General features: G+C 55.7%; 13 protein-coding genes. 6 read left to right on the forward strand and 7 right to left on the reverse strand.

Translation table 11 applies throughout. The features are described from left to right. The first annotated feature begins 129 nt into the window (after positions 1 to 129). The gene (gene rimI / locus AB1L30_RS09335; protein ID WP_367013149.1) at positions 130 to 648 is read left to right on the forward strand and encodes a ribosomal protein S18-alanine N-acetyltransferase; all 519 of its coding nucleotides are present in this window, start codon (positions 130 to 132) and stop codon (positions 646 to 648) included. An 18-nt stretch (positions 649 to 666) separates the two neighbouring features. Here rimI and AB1L30_RS09340 read toward each other — a convergent pair whose 3' ends face one another. Then, positions 667 to 1,149, reverse strand: coding sequence for a YfcE family phosphodiesterase (locus AB1L30_RS09340; protein ID WP_367013150.1), 483 nt, complete (start codon positions 1,147 to 1,149; stop codon positions 667 to 669). A 27-nt stretch (positions 1,150 to 1,176) separates the two neighbouring features. Here AB1L30_RS09340 and AB1L30_RS09345 point away from each other — a divergent pair, with 27 nt between their 5' ends. Next, the gene (locus AB1L30_RS09345; RefSeq protein ID WP_367013151.1) at positions 1,177 to 1,962 is read left to right on the forward strand and encodes a lysophospholipid acyltransferase family protein; all 786 of its coding nucleotides are present in this window, start codon (positions 1,177 to 1,179) and stop codon (positions 1,960 to 1,962) included. A 6-nt stretch (positions 1,963 to 1,968) separates the two neighbouring features. Here the strand turns inward: AB1L30_RS09345 and AB1L30_RS09350 are convergent, their stop codons facing one another. Beyond that, complete coding sequence (locus tag AB1L30_RS09350; protein ID WP_367013152.1) at positions 1,969 to 3,081, reverse strand: ATP-grasp domain-containing protein; 1,113 nt, start codon at positions 3,079 to 3,081, stop codon at positions 1,969 to 1,971. 324 nt (positions 3,082 to 3,405) lie between these two features. Between AB1L30_RS09350 and AB1L30_RS09355 the strand changes: the two genes are divergently transcribed. The 4 genes from AB1L30_RS09355 (at position 3,406) to AB1L30_RS09370 (ending at position 7,355) form a co-directional block, all read left to right on the forward strand. Continuing rightward, positions 3,406 to 5,136, forward strand: coding sequence for a pilus assembly protein TadG-related protein (locus AB1L30_RS09355; RefSeq protein WP_367013153.1), 1,731 nt, complete (start codon positions 3,406 to 3,408; stop codon positions 5,134 to 5,136). A 367-nt stretch (positions 5,137 to 5,503) separates the two neighbouring features. Next, positions 5,504 to 6,001: a formaldehyde-activating enzyme gene (gene fae, locus AB1L30_RS09360; RefSeq protein WP_367013154.1), complete on the forward strand. Its 498-nt coding sequence runs from the start codon at positions 5,504 to 5,506 to the stop codon at positions 5,999 to 6,001. A gap of 171 nt (positions 6,002 to 6,172) precedes the next feature. Further along, positions 6,173 to 7,036: a methylene-tetrahydromethanopterin dehydrogenase N-terminal domain-containing protein gene (locus AB1L30_RS09365; RefSeq protein ID WP_367013155.1), complete on the forward strand. Its 864-nt coding sequence runs from the start codon at positions 6,173 to 6,175 to the stop codon at positions 7,034 to 7,036. Between the two features lie 79 nt (positions 7,037 to 7,115). Then, positions 7,116 to 7,355 carry a hypothetical protein gene (locus AB1L30_RS09370; protein ID WP_367013156.1) on the forward strand — a complete coding sequence of 80 codons (240 nt, stop codon included), beginning with the start codon at positions 7,116 to 7,118 and terminating at the stop codon, positions 7,353 to 7,355. 24 nt (positions 7,356 to 7,379) lie between these two features. On the opposite strand, the gene AB1L30_RS09375 is transcribed toward AB1L30_RS09370, so the two are convergent. The 5 genes from AB1L30_RS09375 to AB1L30_RS09395 form a co-directional block, all read right to left on the reverse strand. Then, a complete protein-coding gene (locus tag AB1L30_RS09375) occupies positions 7,380 to 8,993 on the reverse strand; it encodes a BamA/TamA family outer membrane protein (RefSeq protein WP_367013157.1) in 1,614 nt (537 codons plus the stop codon). 59 nt (positions 8,994 to 9,052) lie between these two features. Next, positions 9,053 to 10,819, reverse strand: a complete 1,767-nt coding sequence (locus AB1L30_RS09380) for a POTRA domain-containing protein (protein ID WP_367013158.1) — start codon at positions 10,817 to 10,819, stop codon at positions 9,053 to 9,055. 194 nt (positions 10,820 to 11,013) lie between these two features. After that, positions 11,014 to 13,086 carry an FAD-dependent oxidoreductase gene (locus tag AB1L30_RS09385; RefSeq protein WP_367013159.1) on the reverse strand — a complete coding sequence of 691 codons (2,073 nt, stop codon included), beginning with the start codon at positions 13,084 to 13,086 and terminating at the stop codon, positions 11,014 to 11,016. Between the two features lie 96 nt (positions 13,087 to 13,182). After that, on the reverse strand, positions 13,183 to 13,908 hold the full coding sequence (locus AB1L30_RS09390) for a hypothetical protein (RefSeq protein ID WP_367013160.1): 726 nt from the start codon (positions 13,906 to 13,908) through the stop codon (positions 13,183 to 13,185). A 146-nt stretch (positions 13,909 to 14,054) separates the two neighbouring features. After that, positions 14,055 to 14,771, reverse strand: a complete 717-nt coding sequence (locus AB1L30_RS09395; RefSeq protein WP_367013161.1) for an arginyltransferase — start codon at positions 14,769 to 14,771, stop codon at positions 14,055 to 14,057. Between the last annotated feature and the right edge of the window lie 113 nt (positions 14,772 to 14,884).

A 14,884-nucleotide genomic window follows, 5' to 3' on the forward strand; every position in this document is an offset into this window, starting at 1 on the left:
CCTCAGACAGACAATCCGAGCTGGTTGCGAGGAGGATGCCTATCAACGAAGAAGTAGAAGGCAGCCAAGCAATCAGCGATAAACGCTCTCGGCTATTTTCAGCTTTGGCTATTTCGGAAGGAGTCCGGCATGAGTCAAGTCAGTCAACGAACCTTACCTGTTCATATCCGTTGGATGATTCGCCGCGATATGCAAGAGGTTCTCGATATTGAAAGTCTCAGCTTCGAATATGCCTGGAGCGAAGAAGAGTTCGTGAAGTGCCTTCGCGAGCGAAACTGCATCGGCATGGTTGCCGAGCATGAAGATCGCATCGCAGGCTACATGATCTACGAGATTCTGAACACTCGGCTGCATCTATTGAACCTGGCAGTGGCTCCTTCGATGCGACGCTTTGGCGTTGGTCGTCAGATGATCGGCAAGCTGGTCTCGAAATTGACCCACCGTCGTCGCCGCCAGATTCTGCTGGAAGTTCGTGAGACGAACCTCAACGCGCAAAAGTTCTTCCGCAGCCTCGACTTCAAAGCGATCTCGCTTCTGAAGGACTTCTACGAGGACACGACCGAAGATGCCTACCTGATGCAGTACAAGCAGCAGCAGGAAGCAGGCGGATTCACCCCCGTCAATCGTATCGCTCGTCTGGCCAGCTAAGCAGTTCGGCTATTTGAGCTAGACTTCGACGATCTCATGCTCCATCGTCTTTAGATCGACGATGGCAATGGTATGACGTCGTGCTCGATACAGGGCCCCTGGGTTCAACACCAGCGTGGGGCCTTCCTGCCGTACCAGCATCTGATGAGTGTGGCCCGAGCAAATCAAATCGAAGTCGTGCGAACGAATCATCCGCATCAGCAAGGCGGCGTCGTCACCATGCGTCATTCCGATACGACAATTATCGATGCGGAAATCGCCGAACGTCTCGTGACAGGTGCCACCACACGCCATGATTTCATCACGCAGAACATCGCGGGCATCGTCCGTATTGCCAAATACGTAATGCGTTGGCCACTTGGAAAAAACCTGCACGACACCGGTGCTCCCGATATCGCCGCAGTGCAAAACTTGTTCTACTGAAAACGTCTCTAGCATGTATGCAGCCGCTTGGGCAAAATCGCTGTGCCCGTGCGTGTCGCTGACTACTCCAATCTGCACTCGTTCTACCCTCTAAAACTTCGCATCTTGAACGCTCTACTCGTACTCGGAATCGTTGCCTTGATTGGCCTGGCAGCATTCGCCGCGATTTGGCTGCTGGCCCGACGGACCGAGTACACGATGGTTCAGTATCTTTTGGATCGACTGGCCTTTATCTTATTGCGATTTCTGTGGAAGACTAAGACCCCTTGCGGACTTCCGCTATCGCGAGCCGACGGCGCCGTGATCGTCGCCAACCATCGTAGCAGCGTCGACCCGTTTTTTATCCACCGAGCCGCCAAACGCCGCGTACGTTGGATGGTAGCCCGCGAGTATTGCGAAAACAAATGGTTCGGCTGGTTCTTGCATGAGACCGGAGCGATCCCAACACGTCGTGGCGGCATCGATAACGCATCAGTCCGCGAAGCAGTTCGCCTGCTGCAATCTGGTTGTTGGGTTGGTGTTTTACCCGAAGGTCGAATCAATCAGACCGACGAAGTTTTATTGCCGGTTCGACCAGGCGCGGCGCTCCTGGCTCGCAAGGCAGGCGTACCGATTTTGCCGGTCTATATCGAAGGAGCTCCCTTCGATCGCACGGTGACCAGTCCATTCTTTATGCGAGCCACCGTCGACATCTACCTGGGCGAATTGATCTATCCCGAAGCGTTCGACAGCGATCAAGCGATGATAGTGGCCGCGGCGAAAGAAATCGCTCGCTTGGCTGGTCACCCAGAGTTCGAGCCGAAGCTGGCTGGCAAGCAGTGGAAAACAGGCGGCCCTGAAGTGGACACTCCCGCGAACAGCGAAACAAATCCTGCTGATTCCGCTGACTAACGATGCTTAGTAGAGCAGCGATTCAACTCGCGCGATCTTGGCGGCCAATGCGGCTTCTGCTTCTTCTTCGGTGGCTCCATCTGCATAGAGCGTACACACCGGGAAGCCCGTTTCGATCCGACTGCCTGGGAAAGGGACATCTGCGAACTCTGGTCCGGCGATGGTCGCCTCGCGCGAGAGACCAAACGCTACGGCAATCTGCTCGAAGACTTCCTCCCGGAAATTGATCGGCTGCCGCGCATATAAAATCCGAAAAGCAGCGGCCGAGTTATCTGACAACGAAAACTCGTCGACTTCTTTTCCTTCGCACGCCGCCACGTGCATACCCATCAAGCTGATCGCACTTCGGCGATCGTGCAGGGCCATCGATGCCGTCCAACGTGGATTCACTTCCAGGAGCGTTGACCTGTCGATTTTCAGAAAATCAATTCCCCACAAGCCAAGCATCTTCGCTTCGGCATGGATCGCTTTCGCGATCACTTGCAATTCACTCGATGCCTGCTGGAGCGAGGTGACTCCGCCTGCGAAAAGAAACTCCCCAGGTGCACCGAAGTTAAAACCAATCTGCAACCGACACAACCCGACGACATGCACTTTCTTTTTTGTGGAAAGCAACGCCATCGACATCGGTGTCCCTGACAGTTGGCGTTGCAGAAAGAACTGTGAAGAACACGCTGGCGGCTCCGACACGGTTTCGATTCGGAGTCCTCCGGCCGATCGAAATGGCTTCTTCAACCATGGCTCGTTGAAGACTGTTGAAGACAATGCTTCGTCGAGACGTTTTGATTCGGGGAAGTGGAATCGATGTCGCTTCGCCAGGTCCGCCAGCCAGAAAGGATCTCGGACTTTGCGTAGCGAATCTGGCGTTGGCCCTAGTAGCGGAGCATGCCGCGACATGCGATCAGCAAGCCGCGGATAGTTCTCGATTCCTCCGGTGAAGCACCACGCATCAACCGTCGTCTTGCTCAGCCAAGCAGGTGCCGACCAGGGATATTTCGAGAGCGTCGTCGCGTTGGCTAATTGCTGCGTGTCGTAGTCCGCGAACAGGTCGCCGGCAGTGACTTGATATCCGGCACGGATCAGCGAAGCTGCCATCGCGCGGCAACTGGCGCCGACCACTCCAATCGTTCTTCGCTGGCCTCTCTCCATGGCAACGCCCTATTCCGCGCAAACTGGAAGAAAATCCCAGCCTCCTAATGCCGTATGACCTACGTTTTCAATTAGCAAGGACACTCGTCACTCTCTTCTGAAGAGAGGTTTGCCGCAGAAACCCGTTGGTGCTGTTGTTGAAAAAACGCAACATGACTGGGTCAAAGCGAACTCCCTAAATCTCGTTTCGGACCCTTTTGAATACTGGCGTCGCCCCCTGAGTCGGCCAGCTCGGGAACCTTTCGGTACACCGCGATCCCATCCAAGTTTCTCACACTTGTCAGGAGAGAGTTTATGCTTCGCCGATCTGCTTCGCCGGATGAGGAAATGTCTCAGGTACGTTTCGGCCGCAAGCCAGGCATCATCGTCGTTCTCGCCGCTGTGATGATGATTGTTATGATGGCCATGCTCGCCTTCAGTATCGACGTCGGCTACATGTATACCATGCAGTCGCAGCTTCAACGTAGTGTCGACGCCGCCACACTGGCCGGTGCCGGAAGTCTGATTGATGGCGAAGACGCTTCGACCGACGCCATTCACGAATATCTCGTTCGCAACCCGGTTGGCACGCAGTGGAAACAATACGACAACCAGCCCGTCAGCGAAAGTGTGCAACACTTCCTGACCAACTACTCGCAAGGCTTGGATGTCAGCTACGGCGACTGGGATGATACCACGAAGCAAATCGTGCCTTCCAACCGTCCTGCGTCGACGGTTAAAGTTAGCATGCGATATGACAACATGCCCTTTTTCTTTGGACATTTGCTGGGGCGCAAATCTTTCAGCATCCAGGCCGAAAGCGCGGCCGCTTATCAGCCACGTGACATCATGGTGGTGCTTGACCTGTCGGGTTCGATGAACGACGACAGCGAGTTCAACGCATTCAATACGTTAGGTGCCGCCCACGTAACGGCCAACCAGTATCAGATGTACGAGGAACTCGGTTCGCCTATCTATGGCAACCTCGAGTTTACGCCACAGTGGGCTGTCGCCAAAGGAGCAGCCCCCACGCGTGATTCGCACGCCCAGGTTTCTGTCGAATACCAGTACAACAAGATCGTCGTCAACTCGACCAAATCATACGACCGCGTGCGAGTCCGCCGGGGTGACAACAACATCGTGACCTATTACCCAAGCAGCGGCGAAGCAACCCTTTCCCCAGGGAGCCAGGTACGCGAAGTTTGGGTTTACAGCGGTAAGAACGCCGACGGTTCGGACCAGATTCATTACTTCAACTTCACCCAGCGTGCGACCTTCGAAGCTGCGTTGGGACTGGACACAGTCAACTATCCCTACGATGGAAACTGGAATTCGTATCTCGATTACTGCATGTCCGGTAATAATCAGAACAACTCCAAAGGCTTTCGTTATAAGTTCGGCTACCAGAATTTGATCGTCTTCTGGTTGGAGCAGCGTTCGCTGAATAGCCAGATGCCTGACATGTGGAAGGCAAGTGCTCAGCCGATCACCGCCTTGAAGTCGTCGGTCACCATGTTCGTCAACTTCATCCAACAGGCCGACTCGGACGACCAAATGGGGCTGGCGGTCTACAACGGTCCCGATGGCGAAGGGGTGCTCGAATCGATTCTGGCGGATGACTATGGCTTCATCATTGCTCAAGCCAATCAGCGTCAGGCAGGTCACTACCACAACTACACAAACATCGCCGGTGGTATGACCGTCGCTCGAGAAGAACTCGACGTCAGGGCTCGGGCCGGGGCTTACAAGATGATCGTGCTGATGACCGACGGTCAGGCCAACTGGAACAACGGTGGTGTGAATTCTTCGGCGGCACGCAATGCGGTGCTCGAAGAAGCGCACCTCGCTGCCGACCGTGGCTATGTGATCGTGACGATCAGCATGGGTGCCGGTGCGGATAAGAACCTGATGCAACAGGTCGCCGACATCACCAAGGGATCTCACTTTAACATTCCCGGTGGAAAGACCGGGGAAGAGTATGCGGAAGAACTGACCGAAGTCTTCCAGCAGATCGCCGGATACCGCCCCCTGCGACTGGTTCAATAAGTCGCACGTGGGATAACAATTCTTCCCGCCAGAGGCCGTCGTGCATCGCTGCCCGCGCGACGGCCTCTTCTCCTTTCTTGCCTATCAACAGCCCGGCTGACTCGACGTCTCCCCTCCTTCGCCAGGGGCTGGACCAACCAGATTCATCGGGCCGTTTATCTACTTGCAATTCGGGCGGAGTCTGCTATCGTTTTCGCTTGTAGCGTGCGTAAAGTCCTGTTTTGTCGGGATTTTCGGGGGCTTTCGAGTGCCCTTACGCCCCGTTACATTGAACGGATTGAAATCGCCTGTGCGACGCAGTATTGCAACCATCTGTCACACAGGTATCACCCCGAATCTTCCATAGTTCACAAGCGGAGAAACCCGGATGTCGATGTATATCGGAGAAGCCCTGGCTGGGGATGGCAACGAAATCGCTCATATCGATCTGATGATCGGTTCGAAGGATGGCCCGGTTGGCCATGCGTTTGCTTCCGCCCTGGTCAATCAAACTGCCGGTCACTCCAACCTGTTGGCTGTGTTGACCCCAAATCTGGCAGTGAAGCCAGCCACCGTGACCATCACCAAGGTTACGATCAAGAACTCGAAGCAAGCCGTCCAGATGTTCGGTCCAGCCCAGGCCGCCGTCGCCAAGGCTGTTGCTGACGCTGTCGAACAAGGCGTGATTCCAAAGGATCAGTGCGAAGACCTGGTCATCGTGTGTGGTGTCTTCATCCACTGGGAAGCCCAGGACGATAAGAAGATCTACGACTACAACTACGAAGCGACCCTGCAGTCGATCAAGAACGCCATGTCGGGCAAGCCAACCGCCGACGAAGTAATCGCAGGCAAAGAACAAGCTGCTCACCCGTTCCGCGGCTTCTAGTCGAACGTCTTCGATTGACGCTGAAAATCAAGTCCCGCGTGCTTGCCTGAATTGGGCACTCGCGGGATTTTTTATGCCTGCAGCTGCTCATTAGCGAACACGCTTGCGGGCTGAATTTCGATAGAAGAAAATTCGCGTCAGATATCTCCTTATTCTCGAAAGCACTTCGCCATGAAAAACATTCTTCTGCAACTCGATACCGATGTTCAACCCAGCACGTTCGATTCCGTGGTGGCGATCGATTCTGGAGCGGAGGTTATGTTTCGTCATGGTGGCGTCACGCCAGATCAAGCAGCCGGACTGGTGCATGGGCTGATCTTCACCCGTGCCCCTAGCAAGTTGAACCACTCGGCAATCTATGTCGGCGGATCCAACGTCGACGGAGCCGAGAAACTCTTGAAATCGGTTACCCAAAGCTTCTATGGCCCAATGCGGGTCTCGGTCATGTTGGATGCCAACGGTGCCAACACTACCGCTTCGGCCGCCGTAATCTGTGGTGGACGTCACTTGAATCTGGAAGGGGCCAACGCCTTGGTCCTGGGCGGAACAGGCCCCGTCGGTCAGCGTGCCGCGCGACTGTTGATTCGGGCAGGAGCCAACGTTCGGCTCGCTTCCCGATCACTGGAAAAGGCCACCGCGATCTGTAAGCAGATCGCCGACGATGTTCAAATCGGCTCGCCAGAACCTTTGGCAGCCAGCGACGACGCATCGGTCGCTTCGGCGCTGGAAGGGGTTCAACTGCTGATCGCCGCAGGAGCGGCTGGCGTTACCTTAGTGCCCGAAGAAGTCCGTCGCCAGGCAGCCGATCTGAAAGTGGCCATCGATTTGAATGCGGTTCCCCCAGTCGGACTGGAAGGGATCGGTTCGCAGGACAAAGCGGCTGAACAAGGAAGCCAAATCTGCTACGGCGCGATTGGCGTCGGCGTGACGAAAATGGCCATCCACCGGGCCGCGATCGAGTGTCTCTTTAGTCGCAACGACCTGGTTTTGAACGCGGAAGAGATCTATGCCCTGGGAATGGACCTGGAAGGCTGATTTTCGCTGCGTGCTATCACTGGTAGATGGTCGACAACGATATTGTCGACACGAAAGATCTCAACGAGGGAGTGATAGCATGCGTAACTGGCTATTCGCATTGACTCTGCTGGCAAGCTCGCTGGCTGGTTCATCCGCGCAAGCCGCCGGACCTGCTCAGTACTGGATCATCGCCCCAGAATCGACGGCGGCCCCGGTTCAAATTCCGCGCCAGAAGACTCGCTATTCTTATGGCTGGTTTGGTGTTCAAGATCCTTACCGCCAAGCCGGGTTCCATCACGGCTATTTCAACACCTACGTCGACTGGACCTTCCGCTAAGTCACACCGTCAGGCGTTGCTCGATTAACGAGCGGCACCGACGAAGAAGCTGAAGACCTGAGTCTGGTCGGTATCGGCACGATTGACTGGGAAGGCAAAGTCCAACGCGATTGGTGCCTGCCCCAGGGCCGGAACCGAAATTCGGAGACCGAAACCTGGGGCGACGTCGAAGTCATCCCAGACGATCTTGGTCGACTCTTCCACCGCACCAACGTCGGTGAAGATCACGCCTTTGACCATATCGTCGGCAGTGATCGGGAACATGTATTCGACCGAACCGAGAACTCGGAACGGACCACCGACGTACACGTCGCCCGACTTCGGACCGACGCGACGGAAGTCGAAACCACGCAAGGTCGAGAAACCACCCGCGTAGAAGTTCTCGAAGATTGGCGTTTCCGCACCAGAGAAGCCCGCTCGGGTCGAAAAACCGAGCGTATGACGACCGGAACCGTCGGGACGTTCACCCAGCAGGAAGTACTGCCGGAAGTCGACTTCGGCACGGGAGTAATCGTATTCGCCAAAGGCTTGTTCCAGGTTGATCTCGAACAAGTGCCCTTCAGTTGGCGAGAACGCCATGTCACGCGTATCGTGGGTGATGCTCCAACTGGCCGTGTACAAGTCATGATGTCCGACCGCTTCGTTCAGCTCTTGAACGTTGTTCACGCGCGGATCGCTGATCCCCACGTCTTCCATTCGCAGACTGACCGCCGTCGAAAGGTCAGGCGTCAAACGATAGCCGAGACCGAGACGACCGCCGATACGCTGTTCGTCCCAGTCGCGATAGATTCGATTGAACAAGTAACCGCTCATGTTCATGCTGACGCGGGTATTGAACAAGTACGGTTCGCTGAAGCTGACCATATAACGCTGGACCTGGCTACCTGGCATCGCTTCAATACGAAAGCCCTGCCCTGCACCTCGCCAGGCGCGGCCATTCCAAATATCGTCGACGCTGGTCGGAAACCGGCGCCAGTCGAAGTTACGTTCGTCGATGACAATCGAACCGTTCACACCCGCATCCGAGTTGATACCGACACCAAACTGGAAACGACCAGTCTGGGCTTCTTCAGCTCGGATGGTCAAGTCAGCCGTACGGCCGGGATCATAGTAAGGATTCGGCGTGATGATCGCATCGGGGCCCAGCGGTGGATCGTAGATTCGAGCACCACCCAGGGGACGGCCATTTACGGGAGGATAAGCATAGCCAGGGCCACCACCAACCGGTGCTGGTAGCGGCGGCGAGTCGTACGGATTGCCCGACGGGTCAACGTTGTACATCCCGGTTTCCGGGTTATCAGGCGAAGGAAAACCTTGCTGATACTGCACCTGTTGGCCGGGGTACTGCTGTTGATACGGATCGACCGTGCCAATCGGAGCACCCGAGGCTGGCATGCCATTGCGATACTGATTCGGATTGCCGGGGGACGCCTGATAGGCAGACCGGCCGTATGAATCCCAGTTCTGTGTGCTTTGGGGATATCCCGAGGCGTTGTTTTGGCTTTCCCATCCGGGCATTTGCTGTTGGCCATAACCGCCACTCATCGTTTGAGCCGAGACGGTCGTCCAACTGGTGCAAACACACGCGATGAACCCTAACGCCAGGGTTATATTCAGCAGTTGTCCGCTTCTGTCCACCTAGTGGTCCTCATTCAGCGTTGGTGCTCGGGGGGGAAATCGAGCTGAACCAGGGCTTCTTAGTTGTTCGGCATGGATGAATAAACGGAAGTCGGGTGTTGCTGCGGCATCGCTGCTGAAGCTTCCCGGTACGTCGGCTGCGAATAGCGGCTTGTCCGCTGAGTCGTTGCTGGGGCAGCTTGTGGCTGGGAATAGCCTTGTTGCTGCTCGTAGTACGACGGTTGCGGTTGGACCTGGTATTGCGGCTGCGGCTGGTAGGCCTGCGGCTGCTGATACTGAACCTGCTGATAGACAGGCTGTTGCTGCTGCCCATAAGGCTGCATTTGAGCCTGTTGATACTGCGGTTGTTGCGCCGGTGGCTGCTGCATCTGAACCTGACGGTACTGAGGATCGCCAGCGACTGGGCTCTGACCGCGGTAGGTCTGGCGACCACGCTCGGCGATCTGCGTCTCGACTTCACTCAACTCCGGCGGAGCCACCGTGATCGATGGCGTCACGCCTCGATGCGGTTCGTTCACAAACAACTGCGACGCTTTGATACGTCGTTCGTCGTCGCGAATCTTGGTGATGTCGATAATGTCACCAGGCTGCAGCGACATGCGGTTCATAATCACGGCGTGCTTCGTGTGTGGCATGTCGCCGGAGATTTCAATGTTGATGTTCCCGACGCGGTACTGATCCCCTTCACGAATGTCGTAAACGAGGTCGAGCGTGCCTGGGGTTTCCAGGAAGCGTGGTTCCGCTTTCACGTCAGCGTGAATGTAGCCCTGCGAACCATAGAGGTCCGAGATCGAACGAATGTCGGCGTTCATCTTCTTTTGATCGAAGAACTCGCCACGTTCCATGTTGATTTGGGTGAAGAGCTGCTCGGTCTCGAAGCGGGTATGACCGACGAACGAGATGTTTCGCACTTCGTAGCGAGGGCCTTCGTCGATCACGAAGGTGATGTAAGCCCATTGGCCGCTGTCGCTGTACTTGATCATGCGATTGACGTTCGCCTTAAAGAAGCCGAGGCTTCGGTAATAGGCGGTCAGGCTATCGACGTCTTGTTCGACCTGCGACTTATCGAGCTGCCCCTGCAGAATGTAGAACCAGCCGGGCTTGCTTTTGATTTGGGTTTTCAAACGGCCGTCGGAGGCAATCGAATTGCCAACAAACGTCGTGCTACCGATTCGAGCCAGCGGACCTTCATGGATCATGAACACCACACCCTTGTCGTTGGCCTCGAGCCCTTCAACAACCTCGACGGTCGCTTTTCCGTGACCGCGCGTGTGGTAGTAGTCTTCCAGTTTCAGACGCGCTTCTTCGATGACGTACTTATTGAGGGTCCCTTCGACCTTCATTTCCGACTTCTTCAGCAGCGTTTTATCGCGAACCGATTCGTTGCCCAGAAACTTGATGTAGGCAATGCGAGGACGTTCTTCCAGCACGAAGGTAACGGCAATTCCTTCCGCCGTTTTATCGGTCAGAATTTGCACGTCACGGAAGAGTCCCGAGGCGGCCAATCGACGCACGTCCGATTGGATCTGTTCCGGGTCGAATTCACGGCCAACACGTGTCTTGACCATCGACCGGATACGGGTTTCTTCCGTCTGGTTGTTCCCCTGTAATCGAATCCCGGTCACCAGAGGGCGCGTCGGGTTCGATGGCGAAATGGGCGCAGGTGCAACCAATTCCGGCATGATGTCTTGTGCGTTTGACGGCGTTACGGCCAATCCCAGGCACAATAGCGCGGTCGTGACGACGGTGCTCGATAGCCCGTGGCAAGTCCACTGCATTTGGTAAATCCCTTTATCAACAAGCTGGCTGGCTTCCGTGCCTACCATCGCATCCCTAACTCGGGCGAGCTTTTGGAACGCAATGTGGAGAAATACTGAAACGCACTGCTCCTGACAAGACGAATATTGCCCTTGAGTTGCGCTGTTTAGGGATACGCATCGGAAAAGTTGAAGGTTCAGGCGAAACGGCACGCTAGCGATGCTGCCGTTGTCCGCAGATTTCCGATTAGGAGAAGCCACCCCTAGGTTGCTGGCAGCAACTGGATCGCGTCGAGAATTACGAAGCCCTCGGTCCCTTCGGTTCCGACGACAATCGTCACTTCTGCCTCGGCGGAAAGCTCGACTTCGCCAACCGTGCGAAATGCTTCCCCACTGGCGAGCGGCCTCGTTTGATCGACCATCAACTGGGTGGTGCGACCCGACTGGGTCACCATCAGAGGGACATTCTTGGCTCGGGTTGGATGCGGCGAATAAGCCATCCGGACGGCATACTTTCCACTATTGGGAACCTTGCAGTGAAACGTGGCCTGGGCGGTCCCTTTATTCTCGCCACCATCGTGCAGGTAGCCGGTGTCGATATGCGGCTTGAAGTTGGTCGACCGCAGCCAGCTCCCTTTCAGCTTGGCCGAGGTGTCATCGAGCACCACGCCCGCGAGCGTCTTTGAAGAAACATTGACCTTCGCCATCGGCGGTGACGGCAGGTCTTCCACCTTCGGCAGATCCAACACCTGACCTTGTGCCAGCAACTGCTCACGGAGTTGTGGATAGTCGAGATCTTGAACGGGCTTTTGTTGCTGGGCCGCCATCGCAGCAGCAATGCCAGCACTTTGTCCGATGATCATCCAGGTCGGCTCAACCCGAATGGACGAGATCCCCACGTGGGTGCACGACATAGCAACCGGCACCAGCAGATTGTCGCACTCTGTTGCCTTCGGCAGAATCGAGCGATACGGAATATGGTACGCGTAACCATGGCGACGCCCTGGCATGCGAACCGGGAAAATCGTTCCTTCATCTTTGACCGTTCCATCGGCGAACGCCACGCGTTGGCAGTCGTGCGAGTCGATCGGAAAAGAAGAGACGGCGATTGGATCCACTTTCTCAGGGGCTTCCAGAATGTCGTTCTGACTCACGACGTACATCCCTTCCATCCGGCGACCTTCGCGAACGTAAAGTTGCGGCGGCCAGTGATCCGTTTCCGGAAACTCGTCCGCACATAGACCAAGTCGGGCATACCGATCACGTACGGAATCGGGAACCACTGGGTCGGTCGTCAGAAAATGATAGAACTCGAGGGTGTACTGTTTATGGGCTTCAAAAATCTTGTCACGCCCCGCCTGATCGGCTTCGCTCCAGCCATTGCAGGCCCCGACCAGCCCCAAAGAGAACTGCCCGCCAATTGAGTTGTTGCCGTCGAACTTGTTGCCTGGCAGCGGATACAAGTCGATCCCGTACTGGGTTCCGCCTGATTGAATGTAGCGGCGGAGGGCCTCGAACCGGGCCGGATCGTACTGCTTTGGCTTGGGAATCTCGACACGGTTGTTCGCGTCTTCTGTCAGACACAGCCGGAAGCTATAGACCATCACCAGATCGTCGCCGTCCGCTTCATTGCCTGGCTGATCAGTCGTTACCAACGGCAACAGATTTCCGGCGTCGTCGTAGCCAGAGAACTTCATCGTCTGCTTGGGATAGCGTTTCCCGGCGAGCGATTCGCCATATTCCGCTTGGCCTTCCCGGCCGATCGTCCAAGCGACGCCAGCGGCCGCCAACAGATCGCCTTCGTAAGTTGCGTCGACGAAAGTCTTCGCCGTGAAGCGACCTTGATCAGTCTTGATCTCGACGATCGTCGGTCCATCTTTCTTGACCGACTGTAGGATGTGACGGGGAAGGACTTCGACGTTGGCTTCCTTCAGCATCGCCATCGTGACGCGCATCGCCACGTGAGGTTCATAGGTCCACGTGGCGTTATTCTTCACGCCGACGTCGTACGGAAGCTGCACACCACGAGTCTTGTAGTCGGCCTCGATGCGACGATGCCATTCGTCGAATAACCCCATCACGGTCGAACGCACCGTCTGGTTCGAGTCACTGAAACTGAGCCCGCCGGTATTCACACCGCCGACATGCGATGTCGGCTCGATTAACATGACCGAAGCCCCTTCGCGGGCCGCGGCGATCGCGGCACAGAACCCACCTGGCGTCGCTCCATAGACAATGACATCGGCGGAACGCGTCTCGGCGTGAACGGCCTCCACCTTGATCAACTGAAGCGAGAAGATTGCAGCACAAATGGCAAACGAAGCAAGCGTTTTCATCGAGGTGGGGCCAAGCAAGAAGGGAACGGGCAGGTAGGTAGGGCTCTATTTTAGCCTGACCAGGGCTCTGGTTTCAAACAGTTGGCAATAAGGCGACTAAAGAACGATGAATCTGATCGCGATCGCCATTAGCAGCGTCAAGAACCAACTTGCCACCCCCAGACGATGCAGCCACGTGCGTTCTCGTTTCTTGCTGATGTCCACACATACCGCGACCACCAGGATCACGGCAGGAAGGTCCCAATTCACCAGGCGAGAGATACCATCCAGAGCAAGCCCAAAACTAGCCAACCGCACTACCGATAGCCCCATGTATGTAAGCAATCGAAAAGCAACCATCCAACCGAACCACGCCAGCCAATGCCAGTCTTTTCGGAACTTCCAACACGCCCATACGAACAGGATCGTTTTCAGGTAGTTGGCTATCCGGACTCCCCAAATCAGATAGTTCATCGCCAGCTCGCGCATCTCCGAAACATCAGACGCGTCAAAGAGCAAGCTGTAGGTCACCATTAAAGTGTTAGGCAGTTGTGCGATGCCAACTGCCAAGAGAATGATGGTCCCTGGCTCGATCACGATAGGGCGATGCTTGACGATACCGATCCCTAAGACGACCAGGCAGAACAAGAACGAGCCCGTCAGCCATGCCTGCCCGAGCGAGCCAATCCAGTACCAGACTTCGTTCACATCTTGATTCTCAGGCACCATGCGCACGAACGCAACGTTCATGCCCAACGCCAACAGTACCAGGGTCAGCCAAAGCCAGAAGCCTCCTAGCGAAAACTGCCGCGAAGTGAGCTCTGTTGAATGCTCTTCCATCATCGATGCTCAGCCGAAGAAACCTGCGATCACCACACTTGCATGTGCGTGAGAAGGTGTTGCCAAAGGTATGCCCGGCAACTTGCAACTTCGACCAGGATAGAGAAGTGACTCACGAGATGCCACTATTGTGCAAGCGGCCTGCGCTTTTAGTCCTGCTCGTCAAACCGCGTCCAAACGCCTCGAATGCGACGTTCGTGTGGAACGTACGATGCCTTGTAACGCATGTGATCGTTCCCGGCGACATAGAAGCCGAGGTACAGATACTTCAGGCCCCAGGCCCGGCACGCTTCGATTTGCTTGAGCACCGAAAAGGTACCGATGCTAAGGTGAGCCAGCTTCGAATCGAAATAGCAATAGACGGCCGACATCGCTTCTTTACCGACATCGGCAATCGAAATCCCCACCAACTTATCTTGATGAAAGTAGCGGAACTCGCGACTGTCGCAGCAAGTAATTCCCAGGAACTCTTTCAGGCTCTTGATATCGATCTCGCTACCAGGCTCACCAAGACCACGACCGACTTTGTGTTGGTTGTAGAGATTGAGCCTTTCCAAGTCGACCCGTGGCTCACCGATCTCGACCCGCAGATTCTCGTCCCCTTTTTTCAGCACGCGGCGATGGCGGCGGCGAGGCTGAAAATCGTCGACAGGAATGCGAATCGGTTCGCAAGCCGTGCAGTCGGGGCACTCGGTATGGTAGATAAAAATGCCCGAACGACGAACGCCTTCGGAAAGCACCAGGTCGAAGGCCTCAGGCTCGGAGCGGAAGTCGCTTAGATAAAACGGGAGCACAGCCAGCCGGTCAGGCAGGTAGGGACACGTCTCTTCGACGTCAATAAATTTTGCCCCATACTCTTCGCCCATTGGGTCCTCATTGCCCAGGCTCCGCTGAATCGCGGCGACCGAAAACCAAGCTTGCCCCTGTCCACCCGACAAGGATCGACGACTTAAACCGTATATCGTCTCTACATAATTGT

Source organism: Bremerella sp. JC817 (assembly GCF_040718835.1).
In the GTDB taxonomy this organism is placed as follows: domain Bacteria; phylum Planctomycetota; class Planctomycetia; order Pirellulales; family Pirellulaceae; genus Bremerella.

Bases quoted from the DNA above. Each gene is read 5' to 3' on its own strand.
- rimI (WP_367013149.1), top strand. From the start codon at position 130: ATGAGTCAAGTCAGTCAACGAACCTTACCTGTTCATATCCGTTGGATG.
- AB1L30_RS09355 (WP_367013153.1), top strand. From the start codon at position 3,406: ATGCTTCGCCGATCTGCTTCGCCGGATGAGGAAATGTCTCAGGTACGT.
- fae (WP_367013154.1), top strand. From the start codon at position 5,504: ATGTCGATGTATATCGGAGAAGCCCTGGCTGGGGATGGCAACGAAATC.
- AB1L30_RS09365 (WP_367013155.1), top strand. From the start codon at position 6,173: ATGAAAAACATTCTTCTGCAACTCGATACCGATGTTCAACCCAGCACG.
- AB1L30_RS09370 (WP_367013156.1), top strand. From the start codon at position 7,116: ATGCGTAACTGGCTATTCGCATTGACTCTGCTGGCAAGCTCGCTGGCT.
- AB1L30_RS09380 (WP_367013158.1), bottom strand. From the start codon at position 10,819: ATGGTAGGCACGGAAGCCAGCCAGCTTGTTGATAAAGGGATTTACCAA.
- AB1L30_RS09385 (WP_367013159.1), bottom strand. From the start codon at position 13,086: ATGAAAACGCTTGCTTCGTTTGCCATTTGTGCTGCAATCTTCTCGCTT.
- AB1L30_RS09390 (WP_367013160.1), bottom strand. From the start codon at position 13,908: ATGATGGAAGAGCATTCAACAGAGCTCACTTCGCGGCAGTTTTCGCTA.
- AB1L30_RS09395 (WP_367013161.1), bottom strand. From the start codon at position 14,771: ATGGGCGAAGAGTATGGGGCAAAATTTATTGACGTCGAAGAGACGTGT.